This is a genomic window from Microvirga flocculans ATCC BAA-817 (genome assembly GCF_000518665.1).
GTDB lineage: Bacteria > Pseudomonadota > Alphaproteobacteria > Rhizobiales > Beijerinckiaceae > Microvirga > Microvirga flocculans.
On record NZ_JAEA01000006.1, the window covers coordinates 26,920 to 42,948 of the forward strand.

Below are 16,029 nucleotides of genomic sequence, written 5' to 3' on the forward strand. Positions count from 1 at the left end.
CGTTTCATGAGCGCCGTGTCGTCCAATCCCTTCCCGGCTCCGGGCTCCAAGGCCGAACTGGAGGAAGGAGCCGTCCTGTCGCCCCGCTTCGGCGCCGACGGGCTGATCACCTGCATCGCCACCGACGCCGCCACGGGCGAGATCCTGATGGTCGCCCACATGAACCCCGAGGCCCTGGCGAAAACCATCGAGACGGGGGAAGCGTGGTACTGGTCCCGCTCGCGCGGGGAGCTCTGGCACAAGGGCGCGACCAGCGGGCAGATCCAGACGGTCGAGGAAATGCGGATCGACTGCGATCAGGACGCGCTGCTGCTCAAGGTCACGGTCGCCGGCGACGGCGGCTGCTGCCATACGGGCCGCCGCTCCTGCTTCTACCGCAAGGTCGAGATCGCCGGGGGTAAGCCCAGTCTCGTCGTTGACTGAGAGCGGCAGCCTTCCATGGATGAGGGGCTGCCCCCTTCCCGTCTGCGGGTGCCCTTTCGGTCCCTTCGATATAGGAAGGGCCCCATGACAGGGCGTCACCTTCTCCTCGGGCGTATGGCGGCAAGCGCCGTCTTCTTCGGCAACGGCTTCGGCATCGGAACCTGGGCGGCCCAGCTTCCCCGGTTCAAGGCATCGCTCGACCTCTCCGACGGACAGCTCAGCCTCGGGCTCCTGGCTTTCTCTCTCGGGGCCGTGGCGCTCATGCCGGCGATCGGCTGGGCGGTCGCCGTGCTCGGCAGCCGGACGACGACCAATGCCGCCGCTCTGTGCTTTGCCCTGGCCCTGCTCCTTCCGGGCCTTGCCCCGAACCTCAGCCTTTTCGTCGCCGCCGCGCTGCTGGCGGGGGCCTGCAACGGCACCCTGGACATCGCGATGAACACCAACGCCACCGTGGTGGAAAAGGCCTGGGGTTCGGCGATCATGTCGTCCTTTCACGCCTTCTTCAGCCTCGGCGGGCTGGCGGGGGCGGGTGTGTCGGGCCTTCTCATCGCCCTCGATGTGGGCATCGTCCCGACCCTGCTGATCTCCTGCCTGGGCATGGCCCTCCTCTTTCTCTCGGCCGCCTTCGGAACGCTGGAGGAGACGGACAGGAACACGGAAGGGCACGGTTTCGCCTGGCCGCGGGGACCCGTGATCCTGCTCGCCGTGCTCGCCATGTTCTGCTTCATGGTCGAGGGCGCCATGGTGGACTGGACGGCGATCTACCTCCGGACCGTCGCCGGTGCGAGCCTGGAGGCCGCCGTCGCGGGCTTCGCCGCCTTTTCGCTCACGATGACCGCCTGCCGGTTCATGGGCGACTTCGCCGTTCGGCGTCTTGGCCGCGTCAGGACCTTGCAGCTCGGCGGGCTGCTCTCCGCCCTCGGCTTGGCTCTCTCCATGATCCTGCCGCAGCCCCTGCCCGCCTCCCTCGGCTTCGCCCTCGTCGGAATCGGCTTGGCCAATGCGGTGCCGGTCCTGTTCAGCACGGCCGGCCAGATGCAGGGGATCGCCCCCAGCGTGGGCGTGGCCATGGTCGCCACCCTCGGCTATGGCGGGCTCCTTCTCGGCCCGCCCCTGATCGGCTTCGGCGGGGAGCTGTTCAGCCTGCGGGCCATGCTCGGCCTGCTGATCGTCTTCGCCTGCGTCATCATCATTATGTCGCAGCAGGCTCTGCGGCGCTCTTCTGTTCAGTTTTCCTGAAGGCGTCCTACTTCAAACTTGAGGGCGCTCTTCATGCCGTTTTCACGGGAAGCTGGCATGAAGGGTCTGGAAGCCCTGGAGACGATCTATGTTGTGGGACGGGATTGCCCGGCGCAGCGCTGGTTCAGGAGACGGAGGAGACGTGGCGGCGACGAGGCCCCCTGTCGAGCGGGACCCTCGGGCGAAGACCCGGATCGGCTTGGCCCTGGGCGGCGGCGCGGCCCGCGGCTGGTCCCATATCGGCGTTCTCCGGGCCCTCGATGAGGCCGGAATCGTTCCGGACGTGATCGCCGGCTGCTCCATCGGGGCCGTCGTCGGCGGCTGCTATGCGGCCGGCAAGCTCGACGAGCTGGAAACCTTCGCCCTGTCCCTGACCAAGCGGCGGGTCATGGGACTGCTCGATTTCCATTTCAGCGGGGCCGGCCTCATTGCCGGCGGGCGACTGCAGCGCCTGCTCGACCAGGATCTGACGGACCGCCGCGTGGAAACGCTGCCCGTCAAGTTCTGCACCATCGCCACCGAGCTTGTGAGCGGCCATGAGATCTGGCTGACCCGGGGCCCGCTCGTCCAGGCCATGCGGGCGTCCTATGCCCTTCCCGGGGTGTTCGATCCGGTCATGATCGGCGGGCGCTGGCTCATGGACGGGGCCCTGGTCAATCCGATCCCGATCACCGCCGCCCGCGCCCTGGGCGCGGATGTGGTGATCTGCGTGAACCTCAACGGCGAGGTGCGCGTGCGCGGAACCGTCATCCAGTCCTACGACGCGGAGACGAGCGACGAGCAGGAGATCGAGGAGGCCATCGAGGAAGCTCCCCGCCGGTGGGGCATCTTCTCAGGCTCGAAGGCGGACAAGCCGCGCAAGCCGAATGCGCCGGGCATCGCCACGGTCATGGTCGATGCCTTCAACATCACCCAGGACCGCATCGCCCGCTCCAGGCTCGCGGGCGATCCCCCGGACATCATGATTGCGCCGAAGCTCGCCAAGATGGGGCTGTTCGAGTTCCACAGGGCCCAGGAATGCATCGCCCTGGGCCGGCAGGCCACGGAACGCGCCCTGCCGGATATTCTGGAGCTGCTGCAGGAATCGCAGGCCCGCTGATCAGGCCGTCGCGATATATTCCTTGATCGCCTGCGCCTCGGCCTCGACCTCTTCGAGGCGCAGCTTCACCACGTCTCCGATGGAGACGATGCCTGCGAGACGGCCGCCCTCGACCACGGGCAAATGCCGGAACTTCTGCTGCGTCATCAGCTCCATCACGTCATGGATCGAGGTGTGGCCGGTGCAGGTCGTCACCTTCTCGGTCATGAAACGCGAGACGGGCTCGTCGAGGGCGCCCGCGCCATGCGTGGCGACGGCGCGCACGATGTCACGCTCGGAAATGATCCCAGCTATGGGCTTACGGCCGTCCATGATGAGAAGGGCTCCTATCCTGCGCTCGGAAAGAATCCTGGCCGCTTCGCTGAGCGTCCTTTCAGGTTCGATGGTCGCGACGTCGCGGCCCTTGAGCGAAAGAATGCGATTGACGTTCATCGTTTCCCTCCCATAGCGCGGATGGCGAAGGACCGTCAGCCTCTTCATCCGCCGGAGCGCCGGTCCCGGATGCCGGCCGCATGGCCGGTTCGGTTCCGTCCAACGCTCTCTTCCTTCAACTAGCGCATCGTTGGGCGCAGAAAACCGGACCGGCTTTTGCCATTCGGTGCGCGGGGCCGGCACGGGTCCTCACCTGACGACCGTGAGCGCGAGCCCTTGTGCCGATGTCACGATGATCGGGGGAAACCATGTCGGTTTCAAGCCGAGATGCGCTTTTGTCGGGCCGGAAGCGGATCGAGGAAGGGAAAGAGGATGAGCCCGGCGAGAAAGCCTCCGATATGCGCTTCCCAGGCGATGCTCGCATCGGTGAGGCCGAGAGGCTGCACGAAGGCGAAGACGTAGTTCGCGGCGAACCAGATTCCGAGGAAAATCAGGACCTGGCGGTTGCGGATCATGTCGCCGAGGCGCTCGCGCGGCCGCTCGTGCGGCTGCGCCACCCGCCCCTCCCAATGCCAGGAGGCCGGCGCGAACGTGAACCAGGAGGCGGCGGCCATCAGGCCGGACACGGCGCCCGATGCGCCGATCATCGGCAGAACCTGGAGCGGGTTCATGAAGGCGTAGAGGATCGCCCCGGCGATGGCGGAAACCGACGACAGAAGGAAGAACCTTCCCGCGCCGCACCGGCGGACGATCGGCGTTCCGAAGGCGGCGAGCCAGACGCCGTTGATGAGCACATGCGCCCAGGAGCCGTGCAGGAACGCATAGGTCAGCGCCGTCCAGGGACGTCCCTCCCCGTCGGCGAGGACATATTGCGCCAGGGCCATCAGCGGCGTGATGGTGTCCTGCGGCACGCCCTCGCTTAAATAGCGCATCACCTCTTCAGTCTGGACGCCGCCGAAGGCGACCGACCAGCGGGCCGGAATGACCGCCCAGTAGAAGATCAGGGTGAAGTCGGTTTCCTCGGAGAGCAGCAGGCGGACCGCGTGAATGCCGATCAGCGCCAAGAGCGACAGGGTGATGGCAGTCGGCAGATTGAGAATCGGCTCACGGGGGCGGGGCGGATGCGTGGACATGAACTGCTTTTGTCTGGACGGCCGACCCGAATCCCAGGGCCGGCAATGGCGGGACCTCCGATGACCTAACCCCTCTTTGGACGCGCCGTCGAGAAAAACCGGCGCCCCGGCAACGGCCAAGCTTGTCTTAGAGGAATTCTGTCCTTCTTCTGACCCTCTGCTTCATTTTTCTGTTAACCATAATGGAACCGCGAAGAGCGCGACGCGTTAACTCACCTTTTACTTTCCGCTTGAGCCTTCAATGCAACCATGTCAGTTTGGTTAAAAGAACGTTAACCGGCTGGTGGGGCATGCGAAAGGATTGTTTCAAGAGCGGCCTTTTCTGTGGCGGAAATGAGAAGCCGGGAACGCTCCTCAAAGCCGCTCTTCTGGGATTGTCCCTCCTCTTTTCCGGCGCAGCCGTCCAGGCTCAAACCGTCGCGGCCCTGCCCGTTTCCAGCACTCCCATCGCGAGCATAGGCGCCGCGAAGCCCCTGCTGGGCTGGGCGCAGTTCTGCGAGGAATACCGGTCCGAATGCACCGTGGACGTGACGGAGCCCGACAGGATCGAGCTCACCCCTCAAGCCTGGAACACCATCGTCTCGGTCAATCAGGAAGTGAATGCGAACGTCAAGGCCGTGACGGACGCCGACCATTGGGGCGTGGTCGACATCTGGAGCTTTCCCGATGACGGGCGCGGCGATTGCGAGGATTACCAACTCCTCAAGCGGCGGCTTCTCGCGGAGGCCGGCCTTCCCCGCCGCGCCATGCGCATGACGGTCGTGATCGACGAGCTCGGCGAGGGCCATGCGGTGCTGATGCTCCGCACGAACCGAGGCGACCTCGTCCTCGACAACAAGACCTCCGCCATCCTTCCCTGGCAGCGCACGGGTTATGTCTACATCAAGCGCGAAAGCCAGGACACGATCGGCTGGGTGTCGCTCGGCGGAATCGCCGCATCGCCGACCACCACCGCCAATCCTTAAAAACGAAACCGGCGCACGACGCCGGTTCACGCCTCCCATCGATGTCAGAAACCTGAAGCGGATCAGTCGATCCGCTTTAATTTTTGCGCAAAGCGCTTCCAGTTCGCCACGTAGTTCCTGGCCGACCAGCGGAGCCGCTCGATCGATTCCGCATCGAGCACCCGGATGGCCTTCGCCGGCGCGCCGACGATGAGCGAATTGTCGGGAAAGGCCTTGCCCTCGGTGACCAGCGCATTGGCGCCCACCAAGCAGTTCGCGCCGATGCGCGCATGGTTCAGAACGGTGGCGCCCATGCCGATCAGGGAATTCTCCCCGATGGTGCAGCCGTGCAGGATGGCCTTGTGGCCGATGGTGCAGCCTGCGCCGACGGTCAGGGGAGCGCCCATATCCGTATGGAGCAGCGCCCCTTCCTGAATGTTCGTGGCCTCGCCGATATCGATCAGCTCGTTGTCGCCCCGCAGCACGGCTCCGAACCAGACGCCCACATCCCGTCCCAGCTTCACCTTGCCGATCACATGGGCATCGGGAGCGATCCAGAAGCGGTCGGGTTCGGGAAGGATCGGGGCGGCGTCGTCGAGGCTGTAGATCGGCATCGCGTCTCCAGAACGAAAAAGCAGCAGAACCTGTCTCAAGTTCTGCTGCGAAAAGGCGCCTAATCCTCGAGATCCGTATCGAGAATGGCCATGGTGAAGTTGAAGGAGCGGTCCCCGTCCTCGTCGTCGACAAAGAGAACGCCGACGAATTCCTCACCGATGTAAACTTCCGCCGAGTCGGTCTTCTTCGGCCGGCCGACAACCCGGATCGAGTGGTTTGCGAAGGTCTGGCGCAGATAGCGCTCGACTTTAGCCATCTCGGTCTTGTCCACTAGAGGTCCTTTCTTGATGTCACGGATGCTGCAATTGCCATGTCCGGCAAACGCGAGCAAGCGGAGTTAGGTCCTCGGCGGGCCCCTTCCCTCAGTTTCCATCCGTGTCGGAGAAACGATGATCCATGGCGCGTGCAGGCTCGTCGCATCCCGCCGTACCGACAACCTTCGCCGGAACGCCCGCCACCGTGGCGTTATGGGGAACGGGCTTGAGCACCACGGAACCGGCCGCGATCCTGGCGCAATGACCGACCTCGATATTGCCGAGAATCTTGGCTCCGGCGCCAATGAGCACGCCATGGCGGATCTTGGGGTGCCGGTCTCCCCGCTCCTTCCCGGTGCCGCCCAGCGTCACGTCCTGGAGCATCGACACGTTGTCCTCGATGACGGCGGTCGCGCCGACCACGAGGCCCGTGGCGTGGTCGAGGAAGATGCCCCGCCCGATCCGGGCCGCCGGGTGAATGTCGGTCTGGAAGGTTTCCGAGGAGCGGCTCTGTAGATAGAGGGCGAAATCCTGCCGTCCGCGCGTCCAGAGCCAGTGGGCCAGCCGGTGCGTCTGAAGGGCGTGGAATCCCTTGAAGTAGAGAACGGGCTCGATCGCCCGGGTGACGACGGGATCGCGGTCGAGGACGGCGCTGATGTCGGCACGGAAAGCGGCGCCGATGCTCCTGTCGTCCTCGACGGCTTCCAGGAAGATCTGCTCGATGATGTCGGCCGGCACCGCGGCATGGCCCAGGCGCGAGGCCACCCGGTGGATCACCGCGGCTTCGAGGGTCGGCTGGTGCAGGATGGCGCTGAGCACGAACCCGGCCATGGCCGGCTCGGCCTGCACGACGGCCTCGGCCTCGGCGCGCAGGCGGGCCCAGATGGGATCGACCTTGCCGGCCAGGGAATCCGGGGCTCCCGGCTTCAGGCGCGTTTGTGTCATGATACTCTCCTGCCGGCTTCGCAATCGCCTTGGGCATAGATAAGAAGCCTGGGGCCCTTACCACAGATCCAGGCAAGCCATGACCTACTCTTTTTCTCCGGCGACGTCCAAGCTCGTGCTCTCTCTCGACGACGGCATCGTGACCCTGACCGTCGATAACCTGCCGAAGCGCAACGCCGTGGACCTGGAGATGTGGAGGGCCTTTCCCGCGATCATGGAGGCCCTCGGCCGGGACTCCAGGGTCCGCGCGGTAATCCTGAGAGGAGCGGGCCATGAAACCTTCGTCTCCGGCGCGGACATCGCGGAGTTCGAGACCGTGCGCGCCGATGCCGAGGGCGGCCGGCGTTACGAAGCAGCCAACGAGGCGGCCTTCTGGGCCGTGGCCCATTGCCCCAAGCCCGTCATCGCCATGATTCGGGGCTTCTGCCTCGGTGCCGGTTTCGGCCTCGCCCTCTCCTGCGATCTGCGGGTGGCGTCGGAGAACGCGGTGTTCGGCATCCCCGCCGCCCGGCTCGGGGTCGGCTATCCGCCAGGCGCCATGAAGCTCGTGACCGCGACCGTGGGCGCGGCCGCCGCCAAGGATCTCTTCTTCACCGCCAGGCGGCTCGACGCCCAGGAGGCCCAGCGTCTCGGGGTTTTGCAGCGCCTCGTCCCCGACGACCGTCTCGAGGCGACAACCGTGGCGCTGGCCCGGTCCATCGCGGCGAACGCTCCCCTCACCATCCGGGCCGCGAAGGCCGCCATCGACGCAGCGGTCGGCATCGCGCATCCGGATGTGGATCCGGTCGCCCTCGCCGATCGGTGCTTCGACAGCGCGGATGCGGTGGAAGGACGCACGGCCTTCCTGCAGAAACGTCAGCCCGTGTTCACCGGGCGATGACCCTCACCCTTCCCGGCAATACACGTAATAGCGGCCTTCCGGCACGCCGGTCTTGGCCGAGATATCCCGACAGGACGGCATGTTGAACGGACGATCCCCGATAAGAAGCCCGCCCGGTTGAAGCGGCCTCTCCAGCAGGGGGGAGAGCCGCCGGGCAATCTGGCGGTTCGCCTCATCGTCGCCCGTGCCGATATCCACATGGATCAGCGCCGCCGTGCCCTGACCGAACCGCGCGGTGAAGGCCGGCAGGGTCTCGAAGACGTCGCCCACGAGCAGATATCCGTCCGGAGGATAGCAATCGGGATGGGCGGCCGGGGACCGCTCGAAAACGTAGATCGACCGGCCGGGCATCAGGTCGCGGAGATGATCGTAGGTGCGACCGTTACCCAGTCCGACTTCGAGAACGAGGCCGGTGGGCGCCATATGCCGCGCCGCCCAGTTCAGCAGGTCTCGCTGGGCCGTCAATCGTCGGATTGCGCTGTCGAGCCTGGTCATGGCTCCCTCCCCTTACGGAATTGGGAGGGGCGGCGACGAAATCAACGGCCCCGCTTCATGGCCTCTGGGCTAGGAAGTCGAGAACGCCCTGCTTGTGCACCTTGTCGCCGACTGCGAGGTTGTGGTCGCGTCCCGGAATGTCGAGCGCGGTCGCGTTGGGAATGAGCCTGGCGAGTTCGGGACCCGAGCCCGACACATCGTCGTTGGTGCCGACGGAGATCAGGGTCGGCAGCCTGATCGTGGCGACCTCCTCCCGCGTCAGCACCTGCCGCGAGCCGCGGATGCAGGCGGCCAGCGCCTTGAGATCGCTGCCGGTCTGCTCAGCGAAGGCGCGGAACATGCGCTGCATGGGATCCGTGAGGTCGTCGAGGGAGCGCGCCTCCATGGCATCGGCGATTCCCAGCGGCAGGCCCACGCCTTCGACCAGATGAATCCCCAAGCCTCCCAGCAGCATGGAGCGCATCCGCTCCGGCGCGGTGAGCGCCATATGTGCCGTGATCCGCGCCCCCATGGAATAGCCCATGACATCGGCCCGCGCGATTCCGAGATGGTCGAGCAGCCGGAGCCCGTCCTCCGCCATGCGGTAGGAATTGTAGGCCTCAGGGTCGTAGAGCTTTTCGCTCTCCCCGTGCCCGCGATTGTCGAAGGCGACGACCCGGTATCCGGCGCGCGTCAGGGTCTTGACCCAGAGCGTATTGACCCAGTTCACGGCGTGGTTGGAGGCAAATCCGTGGATGAGAAGGATCGGGTCGCCCTGACCCTCGTGGGGCGGCACGTCGATATAGGCGATGCTCACGCCGTTGGAATTGAAGTAGCGCATGGAACCGGGAATGCTCGATAAGGCTGGGAACGGGCTCTACCTAAGCGCCCCTCCGGCGAGATGCAATCGCATGCGAATTTTGCTCTGGAGCCGATTTCACGGACAGGGAACGGCTCTCGTCTTTGCCATGCCGCTTTTTTAACGGCGAACCGGATCCACTTCGCCGAAAAATGCTCTAGGCGCATGGCTCTTCGGCCATTATGGTGCGCGCAAATTTCACGGCTTCAGAGCGACGGCAATGGCTGACAAAGGCACCCCCCACTTCCACAACGATCCGGGCGTTCCCGTCATTCACGTGGGCTCGAAGGAGTTCATGTGCATCGGGGCGACGCCGCCCCTCGATCACCCCCATATCTTCATCGACATGGGCTCCGATACCGAGACGGTCTGCTCCTATTGCTCGACCCTCTTCAAGTACGATCCCTCCCTGAAAGCCGACGAGGCTCGCCCCGCCGAATGCGTGTGGGAGCCCGACTTCGCGACAGATCCCTCCTCGCGCTAAGTGTCCGGTCTCTCGATTGCGGTTGTCGGCGCCGGTATCGGCGGCCTGACGGCGGCGCTGGCCCTGGCCCGCCAGGGCCACGCGGTTTCCCTCATCGAGCGCCGGACCGGCTTCAGCGAGGTGGGGGCCGGGCTCCAGCTCTCGCCCAATGCCAGCCGGATCCTGATCGACCTCGGGCTCGGGCCGGCTCTGCGCCGCGTGGCGACGGAGCCGGAGCGCGTGGCCGTGCGCGCTATCCGCACCGGCCGGACCATCGGCGAGGTCGCCCTGGGCCGCTTCATGCGCGAGCGCTTCGGGGCGCCGTACTGGGTCATCCACCGGGCCGATCTCCAGACGATCCTGCTGGATGCCGTTCGCTCGGAACCGTCGATCCGGCTGGTGATGGGCCGCACGGTCGAGGCCGTCGAGGACGGCCCGGCAGGAGCTTCCCTCTCCTGGGTATCGGCAGGCGGCGCCCATGAGACCATGAGCGCCCACATGATCGTCGGGGCCGATGGCGTCTGGTCCAAGGTGCGGCAAGCGCTGGGCGACACGAAGCCCCCCACCTATCGGGGCTACATCGCCTGGCGCGCCACCTTCGAGCGCAGCGCCGCGCCCGCGGAACTCTCCGGGGACGAGACGGGCCTCTGGCTCGGGCCTCAGGGCCATGTGGTGCATTACCCCATCGCCGGCGGCAAGCTCGTCAATGTAGTCGCCATCGAGCGGAACCCCGCGCCGGTGGAAGGCTGGGCCGCGCCCGGCAACCGCGCGGATCTGCTGGCCCGTTATCCTTCCGCCGCGCCCGCCCTGCGCCAGCTTCTCGCTCTTCCGCAGGACTGGCTGCGCTGGTCCCTGTTCGATCACCCGGCCCAGCGCCTCGCCATGGGGCGGATCGCCCTTCTCGGCGATGCTGCCCATCCGGTCCTGCCCTTTCTGGCCCAGGGAGCCGCCATGGCCATCGAGGAGGCCGCCACGCTCGCCTCCCTCATCGCCGGGCCGGAAACCGGGATCCCGGCGCTCCTGGCGGCTTATGAGAAGGCGCGCCTCGGGCGCGCAACCCGGGTGCAGGACGAGGCCCGCAAGAACGGGCGCATCTACCACGCGGGCTCCCTGATCGCCCTCGGACGCGATCAGGTCATGCGCTATCTCGGGCCGGAGGGGATGACGAAGCGTTACGACTGGCTCTATGGTTTTCGTATTCCGGGTTGACGGCGCTCCCGCGCCGCACTCTTTGACTTGCGCTTGCGCACGCAGCCCGATAACCCTCGACATGATGCGGACGTGGCGAAACCGGTAGACGCAAGGGACTTAAAATCCCTCGGGCTATGCCCGTGCGGGTTCGACCCCCGCCGTCCGCACCACATTTCTTGAGACGACGCCGGAGGCGCAGAGAGAACTCCGGCCTCCGCGATTCTTCCCTCAGTTCATGAGCGACGCTTCGGGCTGGAACCGAAGGTTTTCGTTGGCCCACATGGCGGCCTGGGTGCGGTTGGCCGCGCCGATCTTGCGCAGGATGGACTTGACGTGGACCTTGACGGTCGCCTCCGTCACATCGAGCTTGCGCGCGATGACTTTGTTCGCGTCGCCGCCCATGAGCGATTGCAGGATCTCCTTCTCGCGCGGCGACAATCGGTTCGTTCTCGGATCGGGCCCGTTCTGGTTTGCGCTGGGGCTCGCCCGTCCCGCCTCCGCAGGCGTATGGTCGATGAGAGAGAGAGCGAACGACCGTTCCCGGCAATACCTGCTCGCCCAGCATCGTCAGCTCGAGAATCCTGACCAGAACCTCGCGCCCACCCATCGCCAGGCAGAAGCTGTGCACCCCGGCGGAAATCGAACGCTGGACGATATCGAGAGTGAACGTGTCCGCGATGGCCACGATGCGGGCATTCGGGTTGCGGCCCTTCGCATCCTGGACGAACTGGAGCGTCTGCTCGACAGAGCCGCTCGCATCGACGATATACAGCTCCGGCGACGGGACAATCCGCTGCGGCGCCTCCGCGCCAGGAGCCTGATCGGCGACGGCGAAGTCCGTGCCCGTCAGCACATGCGCAAGGCCAACCCGCAGCAAGGGGTTTCCGCAGAGTAATTCTGTAGCATGACGCTGCCTGGCCCCAGTCGCAGGAGGAACTCCGTGCGAATTGACCAACGCGATATACCGAGAATCACCCTTCAACATAAATGCCCCCTTACGTGAGCTCCGCAATAACACCGCCGCGGTTATCCATGAGGAAGCAAAGTTGAAATTTCAGCAAGAGTTATAGTATTTACTCTAGCCACGAAGGAGTATGCTTTAATACTTAAGGGCTGGGGTGAATAAAGCCTAAATTAACGATCTTCATCGGCACGCCAGAAAGAGAACGCATTCGTGCGTGGGAAACGTGACTCATGCGCGACACCGCTTGAGAAGCCTCTCCGCAGGGGTACTGACACGGAGCACTCTCTTCCCTCTCGGATGCGCGTCAGACGCATTGCCGCCTTAGCACCCGGTTCCATATCCCTCCCCTCGACCACGGATGATCGGAGGGAACGATGCCCATCAGCAAGGATGTGCTGCCCCGGACGAATTGCAGCCGTGCGCCCGACGAGGGCATGATTACCGAGAAAGACTTGAAGATACTCTGGGTCTCCCGAACATTGACGAACATCGATTTCGAGTACGGCAAGGAAGTGCTCAATCTCGAACGCAGCAACATCGAGCCCGAGCAGAAGAACGACCTCAAGCAGCAACTGCTTCTGAATTACCGGAAACAACGCGCGGCCTACCAAGCTCTCATCGAGAGTCTTCGACGCTAAAGCATTGTGCCCGAAAGTGGACTTGCACTTTTGGGAACCATCCGATGCTTTCTTCCTCGATGAGCGCATTGGCAAGAAAGCTCCCAACAAAAGAGGCCCCGGAGGGGCCTCAGTTTCTCAGAGGGAGCAACACAATGCCGTCGACCACACGCATCGCGCCTTCGCAGCGAACCATCGGATCGCTTCAGCGATGTGCGCTTCACAAGAGGAGCATTCGGTCGATCCAATGCTCCGGTGCCAGTCTCCGCCTGCCCGGCCAGCAGGTCAATTCACGTATGATTACATTCGTCATCCCATCGCAACGAAGCATCCGTCCTCGCGCGTGTGCGGCAACGAACCGATGGCCCCGGATGCACCGATGGAACGGCGAAGGCCCCCGCACAGTTGATGATGCAGCCCGCGCCCGGACTGTCCGGGCGCTCACTCTTCCCAGGGAGAGCATCCATGCCGACGGTCATTGCCATCGAGGCCAAGCCGGTCGATCTTGAAGGCGTCATCAGCGGTTTCCTCCATCTCTATCTCGTCAAGACCGTCACCGACTCCCACGGACATGTCCTGTCCGAGAAAGTGATCCGTGGCTCGCTCGAAAGCGACGGCCGCCTCGGCACGATCGCCAATGTCGATCTGGCCTTTTCTCCGGACAGGCGAGGTTCGGACACGCCTGCGGAGCGACATCGCACGGTGCTCGATATCGGCACGAGGAACGCCGGCGATGTGTGGAAGGTCATGGTCCAGCATGCCGTCGACATCGACCGCGCCGAACTTCGTTACAGCTTCGATATCTTCCGACAGCTTCCGGGATACGATCTGAACAGCAATTCCGTCGTTGCATCGCTGCTTCACACGGTCGGACTCGATTGGGCAACCAGCCTGCCGGTCGGCGTCAGTCGGTCGGAGGTGCCGCTCTACGGCCAGCTGCAGGACATGAGAGTGAACGACACGCTCTCGGGAACGGCGAACAAGGATCGCATCCTCGGCGGCGTCGGAAGCGACCAGATCAAGGCGGGACAATCAAACGATATCATCTGGGGGGAGACAGGCAACGACCGCCTCTATGGCAACTCGGGCAACGATACGATCTCGGGCGGCATCGGCAACGACCGGCTTTACGGCAGCTATGGGAAGGATGTTCTGAGCGGCGGATCGGGACAGGACGTGTTCGTCTTCCATACCTCTCCGCATGGCACGCGGGATGCCGATACGATCCGCGACTTCTCGGTTCGCGACGATACGATATGGCTTGAGAACAAAATTTTCAGCGCCCTGGGAGCGGCAGGCGCGCTGAAGTCCTCTGCCTTCTGGACAGGCGATGAAGCGCATGACGCCACCGACCGCATCATCTACGATCGCGCCGACGGCGTGCTCTATTACGACCGGGACGGCACCGGCGCAGCCGACCAGATTGCCGTCGCGAAGCTCGCGGAGGGCCTGAGGCTGACATCTGCGGATTTTCGGATCGTCTGATCCCACGGTGGAGGCGAGACGCACCGATCATCCCAAAGGTGACATCCTCTCCGCCGGCCGGCGCGAGAGAGCCGCTTTCACTGACGTGGAATCGGCTCTCGTCTTCGCCACGCCGCATTCTTGAACGGCGAACCGGATCCACTTCGCCGAAAAACGCTCTAGCTTTAAGGGGCGTATCGCTCTCCGATGGAGGAGATGTGGAATGACGGACCGATCGTTACGCCTTGGCCGGATCAGCCTCGCGGCCTGTCTCGCCCTCCTGGCCGCGAGCGCTCAGGCTCTCGGCCAGAGCCATCCCATGACCTTGAGGATGGCATGCGCCCAGGCCCGGGCGCTTGTCGCGACACAAGGGGCCATCGTGCTCAGCACAAGCCCCTTCACCTATGACCGCTATGTAGGCGCTTATGGATATTGCGCCCTGGGAGAGATTGCGACACCCGCCTGGGTGCCGACAGCCGATGTCGCCGAATGCCCTGTCGGGTATCGCTGCCTCGGCCGCAACGTGCCGTCGCGCAACTGACGGACCGAGTCCCGGAAGAGCCCGGACAGGGATGGTTACGAGCGGCTCCCGGGGGCCTGCGGCCCGTTGATCTGGCCCTGGTAGAAACGCTGGGCGGCCTCCGAACCGGCAGGCGCGCTCCACGAGCCTGTGGCTTGAGATGGAACCGGGATGTCGCAATCCTGCATGACGGACGCTTCCTTGGTTCTGAAATTGAAGAACCGCCGCTCGGTCCGGTTATAGGTCCAAGGCTCGTCGCTGCAGTTGCGCCCGAACGCGCCGATCGTGTTCTCGAAGACCTTCCACTTGAGTTCGGAATTGGGGCACTGCCCCTCATACTGCCCGCTATGGGATCCGATGCGCGGATAGCAGCTCGTCTGAGCCTGGGATGGGCCAAGCCCAGCCAGGAAGATTGCCGCCAACAGGATCGTCCTCACCATTCCATTGCCTCGTCACGCCAATTATAGGCCAAGCTTAGCAATGAAAGTGCCGTTAGGGAATGTATGGGGCAGCCCTTCCGGGCCGATATCTTCGAGACCCCCTGAGCCCAGCTATGCCCGGCTCAGCGTCCGGTCCAGGCCCGGAGGGCCAGGATCGGGGTCAGGACCGGCCATCCGAACCCTGCGATCAGGATATGGTCGAGCCCAATACCTCTTCGCCGTCGATCATGGTCGCGACGGCCAGAAGCAGGATCACGCCAAACAGATAAATCATCAGAACTTCACGCATCCCGAGCCCCGTCTCCAATCCTGAAGCTGAGCTTTGGCGCAAGGCATGTGAGATGCCAATGCGACCGGCGGTCGCCTGCATCCGGATGATCTCCTCAAGGGGTAAGACGCGCCAGCCCCGGAAAAATATTTGTTCTCAGAAACTTAACCGCAACCCAATCCGTTTTCGCCCGTTCTCAGGCTCAAGGATGAGCACGCAAGGAGCCCAGTATGCCGAGGCGGCAAGACCGTCCCTCTGCCACGAACAGTAACAACAATTGGAGCATCGGCTCCAACGGCCTGACGGCGTCCGGCCGGTCCGAATTGCTGAAGGATCTCGGACGCCAGTTGCAGCGCAGCTACCAGGATGTCCTGAAGGAACCTGCACCGGATCGCATCAAGCATTTGCTGCATGAGCTCGAGAGAAGCGGTTGGCAGGAAGACGACGCAGAGCGCTGAGGCATCGCCCGGCCTCCGTCCCCCCTTCAGCTCCGGGATCGCCTTCTGGAACGGCTCGAGGTTTCCGCCTGATGAGGAATGAGGCTGTAGACCAGGAAGCCGGCCAGGACCCCTGCTCCCAGCAGAACGAGAGGATAAGACCTCGCCGTCTCGACCGCCATCGAAGCCGTCTGCCGCATGGGGTAAAGGGGATCGGATGCGTGGATCAAGCGTTCTGCCCACCTGTGATTTTTCCGTCGCGTATGAATCTCCAGGTCGTAGCCCTCGTCATCCTCATGCGGATGAACCGCGATGCTGTTGCGGGCGAAGCCTGCTGAGACCAGACGCTGGACGGCCCGGTTGGCCTCCCTGCGCGACGAGAATGTACCGGTGGCGGTGGAGGTGTATGTCATCGCTCGATCCTCTTC

At 64.3% G+C, this 16,029-nt stretch carries 23 protein-coding genes and 1 tRNA gene; 13 read left to right on the forward strand and 11 right to left on the reverse strand.

The features are described from left to right. Positions 1-6: 6 nt before the first annotated feature. The 3 genes from hisI (at position 7) to L879_RS0106930 (ending at position 2,761) form a co-directional block, all read left to right on the forward strand. On the forward strand, positions 7-423 hold the full coding sequence (gene hisI, locus L879_RS0106920; RefSeq protein ID WP_027315468.1) for a phosphoribosyl-AMP cyclohydrolase: 417 nt from the start codon (positions 7-9) through the stop codon (positions 421-423). A gap of 84 nt (positions 424-507) precedes the next feature. Then, on the forward strand, positions 508-1,662 hold the full coding sequence (locus tag L879_RS0106925) for an MFS transporter (protein WP_027315469.1): 1,155 nt from the start codon (positions 508-510) through the stop codon (positions 1,660-1,662). Between the two features lie 88 nt (positions 1,663-1,750). Further along, a complete protein-coding gene (locus L879_RS0106930) occupies positions 1,751-2,761 on the forward strand; it encodes a patatin-like phospholipase family protein (protein ID WP_027315470.1) in 1,011 nt (336 codons plus the stop codon). Here L879_RS0106930 and L879_RS0106935 read toward each other — a convergent pair whose 3' ends face one another. Together L879_RS0106935 and L879_RS0106940 are read right to left on the reverse strand one after the other, a co-directional pair. Beyond that, positions 2,762-3,193, reverse strand: coding sequence for a CBS domain-containing protein (locus L879_RS0106935; protein WP_027315471.1), 432 nt, complete (start codon positions 3,191-3,193; stop codon positions 2,762-2,764). It lies immediately after the preceding gene. 257 nt (positions 3,194-3,450) lie between these two features. Next, positions 3,451-4,266: a rhomboid family intramembrane serine protease gene (locus tag L879_RS0106940; protein ID WP_027315472.1), complete on the reverse strand. Its 816-nt coding sequence runs from the start codon at positions 4,264-4,266 to the stop codon at positions 3,451-3,453. A gap of 290 nt (positions 4,267-4,556) precedes the next feature. Between L879_RS0106940 and L879_RS0106945 the strand changes: the two genes are divergently transcribed. Next, a complete protein-coding gene (locus tag L879_RS0106945) occupies positions 4,557-5,231 on the forward strand; it encodes a transglutaminase-like cysteine peptidase (RefSeq protein ID WP_051435120.1) in 675 nt (224 codons plus the stop codon). A gap of 62 nt (positions 5,232-5,293) precedes the next feature. Here L879_RS0106945 and L879_RS0106950 read toward each other — a convergent pair whose 3' ends face one another. The 3 genes from L879_RS0106950 to cysE form a co-directional block, all read right to left on the reverse strand. Next, on the reverse strand, positions 5,294-5,824 hold the full coding sequence (locus L879_RS0106950; protein WP_027315474.1) for a gamma carbonic anhydrase family protein: 531 nt from the start codon (positions 5,822-5,824) through the stop codon (positions 5,294-5,296). A 59-nt stretch (positions 5,825-5,883) separates the two neighbouring features. Then, positions 5,884-6,096, reverse strand: coding sequence for a DUF3126 family protein (locus L879_RS0106955; protein WP_027315475.1), 213 nt, complete (start codon positions 6,094-6,096; stop codon positions 5,884-5,886). A gap of 91 nt (positions 6,097-6,187) precedes the next feature. Then, a complete protein-coding gene (gene cysE / locus L879_RS0106960; protein WP_027315476.1) occupies positions 6,188-7,024 on the reverse strand; it encodes a serine O-acetyltransferase in 837 nt (278 codons plus the stop codon). Positions 7,025-7,103: 79 nt separating this feature from the next. Between cysE and L879_RS0106965 the strand changes: the two genes are divergently transcribed. After that, positions 7,104-7,904 (forward strand): enoyl-CoA hydratase, encoded by an 801-nt coding sequence (locus tag L879_RS0106965; RefSeq protein WP_027315477.1) that lies wholly within the window; start codon positions 7,104-7,106, stop codon positions 7,902-7,904. Positions 7,905-7,907: 3 nt separating this feature from the next. Here the strand turns inward: L879_RS0106965 and L879_RS0106970 are convergent, their stop codons facing one another. Then, positions 7,908-8,399 carry a class I SAM-dependent methyltransferase gene (locus tag L879_RS0106970; RefSeq protein ID WP_027315478.1) on the reverse strand — a complete coding sequence of 164 codons (492 nt, stop codon included), beginning with the start codon at positions 8,397-8,399 and terminating at the stop codon, positions 7,908-7,910. Positions 8,400-8,454: 55 nt separating this feature from the next. Further along, positions 8,455-9,219 carry an alpha/beta fold hydrolase gene (locus L879_RS0106975; protein WP_027315479.1) on the reverse strand — a complete coding sequence of 255 codons (765 nt, stop codon included), beginning with the start codon at positions 9,217-9,219 and terminating at the stop codon, positions 8,455-8,457. Between the two features lie 238 nt (positions 9,220-9,457). On the opposite strand from L879_RS0106975, the gene L879_RS0106980 reads away from it, so the two are divergent. The 3 genes from L879_RS0106980 (at position 9,458) to L879_RS0106990 (ending at position 11,061) form a co-directional block, all read left to right on the forward strand. After that, positions 9,458-9,721, forward strand: coding sequence for a zinc-finger domain-containing protein (locus L879_RS0106980; protein ID WP_027315480.1), 264 nt, complete (start codon positions 9,458-9,460; stop codon positions 9,719-9,721). Then, the gene (locus L879_RS0106985) at positions 9,722-10,909 is read left to right on the forward strand and encodes an FAD-dependent oxidoreductase (protein WP_027315481.1); all 1,188 of its coding nucleotides are present in this window, start codon (positions 9,722-9,724) and stop codon (positions 10,907-10,909) included. It abuts the gene before it with no gap. Between the two features lie 66 nt (positions 10,910-10,975). Then, positions 10,976-11,061: transfer RNA gene (locus L879_RS0106990), tRNA-Leu, on the forward strand. A 58-nt stretch (positions 11,062-11,119) separates the two neighbouring features. Here L879_RS0106990 and L879_RS20755 read toward each other — a convergent pair. Continuing rightward, positions 11,120-11,329, reverse strand: a complete 210-nt coding sequence (locus L879_RS20755) for a LuxR C-terminal-related transcriptional regulator (RefSeq protein WP_368086309.1) — start codon at positions 11,327-11,329, stop codon at positions 11,120-11,122. 76 nt (positions 11,330-11,405) lie between these two features. On the opposite strand from L879_RS20755, the gene L879_RS20760 reads away from it, so the two are divergent. The 4 genes from L879_RS20760 to L879_RS0107015 all read left to right on the forward strand — a co-directional run bounded on the left by L879_RS20760 (position 11,406) and on the right by L879_RS0107015 (position 14,477). Next, on the forward strand, positions 11,406-11,786 hold the full coding sequence (locus tag L879_RS20760) for a hypothetical protein (protein WP_035458943.1): 381 nt from the start codon (positions 11,406-11,408) through the stop codon (positions 11,784-11,786). A 443-nt stretch (positions 11,787-12,229) separates the two neighbouring features. Beyond that, a complete protein-coding gene (locus tag L879_RS0107005; RefSeq protein WP_027315483.1) occupies positions 12,230-12,493 on the forward strand; it encodes a hypothetical protein in 264 nt (87 codons plus the stop codon). 444 nt (positions 12,494-12,937) lie between these two features. After that, entirely contained in the window at positions 12,938-13,957 is a 1,020-nt protein-coding gene (locus L879_RS22650) for a calcium-binding protein (RefSeq protein ID WP_051435121.1), read from the forward strand. A 202-nt stretch (positions 13,958-14,159) separates the two neighbouring features. Continuing rightward, a complete protein-coding gene (locus tag L879_RS0107015; RefSeq protein WP_027315484.1) occupies positions 14,160-14,477 on the forward strand; it encodes a hypothetical protein in 318 nt (105 codons plus the stop codon). Positions 14,478-14,512: 35 nt separating this feature from the next. On the opposite strand, the gene L879_RS0107020 is transcribed toward L879_RS0107015, so the two are convergent. Continuing rightward, positions 14,513-14,896 (reverse strand): hypothetical protein, encoded by a 384-nt coding sequence (locus tag L879_RS0107020; RefSeq protein ID WP_027315485.1) that lies wholly within the window; start codon positions 14,894-14,896, stop codon positions 14,513-14,515. 187 nt (positions 14,897-15,083) lie between these two features. After that, positions 15,084-15,266 (reverse strand): hypothetical protein, encoded by a 183-nt coding sequence (locus L879_RS0107025; protein ID WP_027315486.1) that lies wholly within the window; start codon positions 15,264-15,266, stop codon positions 15,084-15,086. Positions 15,267-15,394: 128 nt separating this feature from the next. Here L879_RS0107025 and L879_RS0107030 point away from each other — a divergent pair, with 128 nt between their 5' ends. Next, positions 15,395-15,622, forward strand: coding sequence for a NepR family anti-sigma factor (locus tag L879_RS0107030; protein ID WP_027315487.1), 228 nt, complete (start codon positions 15,395-15,397; stop codon positions 15,620-15,622). Between the two features lie 26 nt (positions 15,623-15,648). On the opposite strand, the gene L879_RS22655 is transcribed toward L879_RS0107030, so the two are convergent. Next, positions 15,649-16,014, reverse strand: coding sequence for a hypothetical protein (locus tag L879_RS22655; protein ID WP_051435122.1), 366 nt, complete (start codon positions 16,012-16,014; stop codon positions 15,649-15,651). Between the last annotated feature and the right edge of the window lie 15 nt (positions 16,015-16,029).

Bases quoted from the DNA above. Each gene is read 5' to 3' on its own strand.
- hisI (WP_027315468.1), top strand. From the start codon at position 7: ATGAGCGCCGTGTCGTCCAATCCCTTCCCGGCTCCGGGCTCCAAGGCC.
- L879_RS0106925 (WP_027315469.1), top strand. From the start codon at position 508: ATGACAGGGCGTCACCTTCTCCTCGGGCGTATGGCGGCAAGCGCCGTC.
- L879_RS0106930 (WP_027315470.1), top strand. From the start codon at position 1,751: ATGTTGTGGGACGGGATTGCCCGGCGCAGCGCTGGTTCAGGAGACGGA.
- L879_RS0106935 (WP_027315471.1), bottom strand. From the start codon at position 3,193: ATGAACGTCAATCGCATTCTTTCGCTCAAGGGCCGCGACGTCGCGACC.
- L879_RS0106940 (WP_027315472.1), bottom strand. From the start codon at position 4,266: ATGTCCACGCATCCGCCCCGCCCCCGTGAGCCGATTCTCAATCTGCCG.
- L879_RS0106945 (WP_051435120.1), top strand. From the start codon at position 4,557: ATGCGAAAGGATTGTTTCAAGAGCGGCCTTTTCTGTGGCGGAAATGAG.
- L879_RS0106950 (WP_027315474.1), bottom strand. From the start codon at position 5,824: ATGCCGATCTACAGCCTCGACGACGCCGCCCCGATCCTTCCCGAACCC.
- cysE (WP_027315476.1), bottom strand. From the start codon at position 7,024: ATGACACAAACGCGCCTGAAGCCGGGAGCCCCGGATTCCCTGGCCGGC.
- L879_RS0106965 (WP_027315477.1), top strand. From the start codon at position 7,104: ATGACCTACTCTTTTTCTCCGGCGACGTCCAAGCTCGTGCTCTCTCTC.
- L879_RS0106970 (WP_027315478.1), bottom strand. From the start codon at position 8,399: ATGACCAGGCTCGACAGCGCAATCCGACGATTGACGGCCCAGCGAGAC.
- L879_RS0106975 (WP_027315479.1), bottom strand. From the start codon at position 9,219: ATGCGCTACTTCAATTCCAACGGCGTGAGCATCGCCTATATCGACGTG.
- L879_RS0106980 (WP_027315480.1), top strand. From the start codon at position 9,458: ATGGCTGACAAAGGCACCCCCCACTTCCACAACGATCCGGGCGTTCCC.
- L879_RS20760 (WP_035458943.1), top strand. From the start codon at position 11,406: ATGAGAGAGAGAGCGAACGACCGTTCCCGGCAATACCTGCTCGCCCAG.
- L879_RS0107005 (WP_027315483.1), top strand. From the start codon at position 12,230: ATGCCCATCAGCAAGGATGTGCTGCCCCGGACGAATTGCAGCCGTGCG.
- L879_RS22650 (WP_051435121.1), top strand. From the start codon at position 12,938: ATGCCGACGGTCATTGCCATCGAGGCCAAGCCGGTCGATCTTGAAGGC.
- L879_RS0107015 (WP_027315484.1), top strand. From the start codon at position 14,160: ATGACGGACCGATCGTTACGCCTTGGCCGGATCAGCCTCGCGGCCTGT.
- L879_RS0107020 (WP_027315485.1), bottom strand. From the start codon at position 14,896: ATGGTGAGGACGATCCTGTTGGCGGCAATCTTCCTGGCTGGGCTTGGC.
- L879_RS0107025 (WP_027315486.1), bottom strand. From the start codon at position 15,266: ATGCAGGCGACCGCCGGTCGCATTGGCATCTCACATGCCTTGCGCCAA.
- L879_RS0107030 (WP_027315487.1), top strand. From the start codon at position 15,395: ATGCCGAGGCGGCAAGACCGTCCCTCTGCCACGAACAGTAACAACAAT.
- L879_RS22655 (WP_051435122.1), bottom strand. From the start codon at position 16,014: ATGACATACACCTCCACCGCCACCGGTACATTCTCGTCGCGCAGGGAG.